General features: G+C 41.7%; 5 protein-coding genes. 3 read left to right on the top strand and 2 right to left on the bottom strand.

What is annotated here, in order from left to right:
• Window positions 1-1,396, bottom strand: a 1,396-nt coding sequence (locus AC1DRQ_RS29830) for a TolB family protein (RefSeq protein ID WP_477429508.1), incomplete at its 3' end; no start/stop codon positions are given.
• A gap of 343 nt (window positions 1,397-1,739) precedes the next feature.
• Here AC1DRQ_RS29830 and AC1DRQ_RS29825 point away from each other — a divergent pair.
• Genes AC1DRQ_RS29825 through AC1DRQ_RS29815 form a run of 3 tightly spaced genes read left to right on the top strand, consistent with a single transcriptional unit; the run spans window position 1,740 to window position 2,999 of the window.
• The gene (locus AC1DRQ_RS29825; RefSeq protein WP_429395843.1) at window positions 1,740-2,312 is read left to right on the top strand and encodes an RNA polymerase sigma factor; all 573 of its coding nucleotides are present in this window, start codon (window positions 1,740-1,742) and stop codon (window positions 2,310-2,312) included.
• Between the two features lie 49 nt (window positions 2,313-2,361).
• A complete protein-coding gene (locus AC1DRQ_RS29820) occupies window positions 2,362-2,763 on the top strand; it encodes a hypothetical protein (protein WP_477429506.1) in 402 nt (133 codons plus the stop codon).
• 20 nt (window positions 2,764-2,783) lie between these two features.
• Window positions 2,784-2,999: a hypothetical protein gene (locus AC1DRQ_RS29815; protein ID WP_477429504.1), complete on the top strand. Its 216-nt coding sequence runs from the start codon at window positions 2,784-2,786 to the stop codon at window positions 2,997-2,999.
• Window positions 3,000-3,020: 21 nt separating this feature from the next.
• Here the strand turns inward: AC1DRQ_RS29815 and AC1DRQ_RS29810 are convergent, their stop codons facing one another.
• Window positions 3,021-3,515 (bottom strand): VOC family protein, encoded by a 495-nt coding sequence (locus AC1DRQ_RS29810; RefSeq protein WP_477429502.1) that lies wholly within the window; start codon window positions 3,513-3,515, stop codon window positions 3,021-3,023.
• Between the last annotated feature and the right edge of the window lie 559 nt (window positions 3,516-4,074).

The following is a 4,074-nucleotide window of genomic DNA, read 5'->3' as shown; positions in this document are numbered from 1 at the left end:
GGTTCCTAACGGCGGCAATTAGCTTATCATCACCATAAAACTGCGGGTAGGTGTAAAACAGCTTTTGCGGATTAGGCAACGCCTTTATCAGCTTACCATCGGTATTTAATATATGCAGCTCACTTGCTCCTGATGTGGCTACCTGCGCCACTACAATACTTTTACCATCGGCGCTAAAGGCCGGCGAAAAATATTTTGTTTTTTGTGTGATGCGATGCTCCTTACCGGTTTTTACATCCAGCACCATCAGTTCACTGTAGTTACGGTAGCCCCAGCGCGCATCCGGGCGGTAACTGGCGTAAATCACTTTACCATCATGATAGTTGAAATAATTATCGAGCGAGTTGGAACGGGTACTGATGCGGCTTTCTTTATTACCTGTTTTTATGACGAAGGCCGGTATATGATCATACGTACTTTTCATGTAGATAAGCGTACTATCATTGATATAGGCAGGATATTCCCTGTCGGCGTAAAAATGTTTTATTGTATTTGGCGCCAGTTTAACGTTTTCATCAGCGCCGCTAAATTGTTCTTTAAAATGATCCAGGCCCTCGTTGCTGAATGTTTTAAAATCGGTAGCTGCGTATTTTTTAACCGCCCGTTGAAAAGGATAAAACCCACCTTTAAAAGCTGCGGCATCATGTGTTACGTTTTTCCAGAAATCATCGCCATACTTTTGGCGCCCGTAGGCAACCAGCATATAACCCAACGGATAATGATCAGGAGTGAAGTCAAGGTACGATCCGTTACGCAGCTTCATATAGCTGTAGTTTTTGCCGGCAACCCATAATGCCCGGTACCCGTTAAAAAAATAAGGCAACCTGCCCCTGCCCTGCTCACTTACGTGGGTTTCGTTAAATACGGCATCGCCCTCAAAAAACCAGTTAGGTACCGATAGGTCGTTACCCAATGCCTGCCCGCCTTCGCCAAACAAAATGCGTAAAGCACGCGACAGGCCTACATTGAAATTATTGTATTGCTGCACATGCCTAAACTCATGAATGGCCAGTTGCTGCGGCCAGGGCAGGCTACCAATATCAAAGCTGTTTTGCGAAGGCGTTAAAAAAAACTCGCTCCTGAAAGGCGCCAAACCCACGTAACCATTGGCAACCGTGGTTTGATTTTGCAAAACTATGCTTACCTGTTTTTGCTTAAACCCAATGGTTGGCTTTATAAGCCCGTTCATTTGCTGAACTATATTTGCTACCCTGATGCCTGCAGAATCCATACCTGCCGGGAAAATTATCCTTGCTGGCGGTGTATTTACCTGTTTCCATTTTAATGATGGTGGGTTACCCCCAAACTCCTGGGCCCTGGTTACTGTTGCGGCTAATAACAGTGCGGGCAGCAGCAGTTTTTGTACAATTTTGTTAATGGCAAGGGGATTATTCATTCAGGGCTCAAAGTAAGTACAATTTGTAATTTAAACAATCGGTTTAACATATTGGCGAAGACTCACCCCGTCTGCACTTCGCTGGACGACCCTCCCTTCGCCTTCGGCGGAGGGAGGGTTGAGAAATCATATATTCATTGTCATTCTGAGCATAGCGAAGAATCTAATGGCCGCCCTGCACAGTTTATGAATAGATGCTTCACTCCGTTCAGCATGACAAACTTGTTTAATGACAAAGCTTTTTCAGTCCTTTCTCCTTCATCTTTCCATCCTTTATCTTTTCTTTAAATAATTTAAAATGTTTTTAAACCCCAATCGTCTATATCTTTAAAGAAGCAAAAAATTGATAACCGCACTAATGCCCGAAGATAAGAACAGTCATATCATACATACTATAAAAGCGTATGGTAAAAGCCTGTTGGGTTTTATTAGGCGGAGGGTAAAAAGCGATGCTGATGCTGAGGACATTCTGCAGGATGTTTGGTACCAGTTTAGCTCGGTGATCAACACAGAGCCTATTGAACAAACCAGTGCCTGGCTTTACAGGGTAGCCCGCAATAAAATAACTGACAAGCATAAAAAAAGGACCGAAACTTTGCTTGATGATATGCTTGCCGGCGAGGATGATGAGGATGAAGCAACCGATTTTAAGGCCTTATTATTCGCTGAAACCAATACTCCTGAAACTGAATATTTACGCAACCTGTTTTGGGAGCAATTATTTATTGCGCTGGATGAATTACCCGTTGAACAAAAGGATGTATTTATATGGCATGAACTGGATGATATGTCGTTCCAGGAGATTGCTGAGCTTACAGACGAAAAAGTTCAAACCCTGGTATCGCGCAAAAGATACGCGGTACTGCACCTGCGTAAGCGTTTACAACAATTGTATAAAGAAATAACAGAATATTAATGATTGCCTGAGTAAAAAAGCAGGCTATTCAAAATTAAAAAATTAAAAAATGAGACAAGTATTGTATAGAGGGCGTTTTGTATTTATTCCGCTGGCAGTTGCCGCCTTCCTGTCGCTCATCAGTTTTGTGGTGATGCAGTTATGGAACAATTTATTACCTGATATTTTACATGTAGGTGTAATTACCTTTTGGCAGGCTATGGGCTTGTTTGTGCTTTGCAAAATATTGTTTGGCTTTGGCAAAGGCGGACGCCCCGGCTGGGGTGGCGGTGGCGGCAAATATATGCGGGCCCGTATGAGCGAACGCTTTAAAAATATGAGCCCCGAAGATCAGGAGCGTTTTAAAGCAAGAATGAAAGATCATTGCAATTGGGAAAGAGGAAGACACGGTTTTGGCCGTGGCCGCGGCTGGGACGATTTTACTCCTGAAGAAGAAAAACAAGATCAATAATAACATTAACCCAACTGACGATGGAAGTGCTGGTATTTTCAACAAGCGTTAAAGAACCGCGACAGGTGAGCAAGGTTACTACCCTGCTCACCAAAGTTCCGGCAATTGCACAATGGAACTTTGACCTGGAAGATTGCGATAATATACTGCGTATAGTGGCCAAAGGCCTTTCTCCGCGATATATTGAAACACTATTACAAAAAGCCGGCATCCATTGCCAGGAATTGAAGTATTAGAATGCGGTTAACCTTGCAATATTACTTTTTTGCAGGACTGTTAATCTCTATCCAATATCCGTCAGGATCCTGAAAGTAGAGCTGAAGCACGCCGTCCTGCCTTAAGGTAGGTTCCTTGCTGTCACCCTTCCAGTTACCATAAGGAATATTTAGTTCATCAAGCTTTTTAGCAAATTCCTTAACCGAACTTACGGTAAAGCAAAGATGTTCGGCTTTATCATGTTTGCCTGTACAATCGCCTTGTATAGCATGAAGTTTTACATGGTTGCCCAGGCTGTACCATTGGTGCACAGTATCAGCAAACGGATTAGGTACCTTTTGCAGGTGCATTACATCAGTATAAAAAGCTACACTTTTTTTAAGATCACGTACGCAAATGGCTATATGATCAACCACGGGGGTTGCGTTACTTCCGGTTTGTGCCTGGCAAAATGCTGGTAAAATAAAAGTCAGGAGCAATACTCCCAATTTTAGCTTACCCGCTTTATTGGCATTTGAATTAAAAGAAAAGATCATTTGAGTTTGGTTTAAAAGCTTAAAGATATAGGTTTAAGCGGGGCATCAGAAAAAGTCACAAAATAATTACTCAGCAGGATACCTGTGGGTTTATATCACGCCCTGGAATAAAGTGTATCGTATTGTTTCTGTTCCAATCTTCAATATCTATTAATCCCGACCGGGTGTGGTAATGACTATTATCATTTGGACATTTAACTACATAAAACCCCGCAATATCGGCCTCAATAACAGGGCGCGCCCCGCAAATTTTGCAAATTTTGCAATAAATTGTTTTGGGTATAGTTAAACAATCATTCATAGTGATTTTTACGAGTAAAGTCCAGATGTGGTTACCTGTATGCTGTAATTATATTATTATAAATGCAGATTAAGGAAAGCATTTTATTCATTTAGTAAGTGTTATTCTTACTTTTATTAAAAGCTATTACCCATGCAGCAAACACCAGTACAAAATCATAACAGAAACAATACATCAAGTTTCACTTTAGTTTTAGCGTTTATTTTAATTTGGTTTACCCTGGCGGCTCAATTTTATATTTCCATACCCGCTTATATG

Source organism: Mucilaginibacter sp. P4_E8, from assembly GCF_056401495.1.
This window is presented reverse-complemented; position numbering and strand designations above follow the sequence as displayed.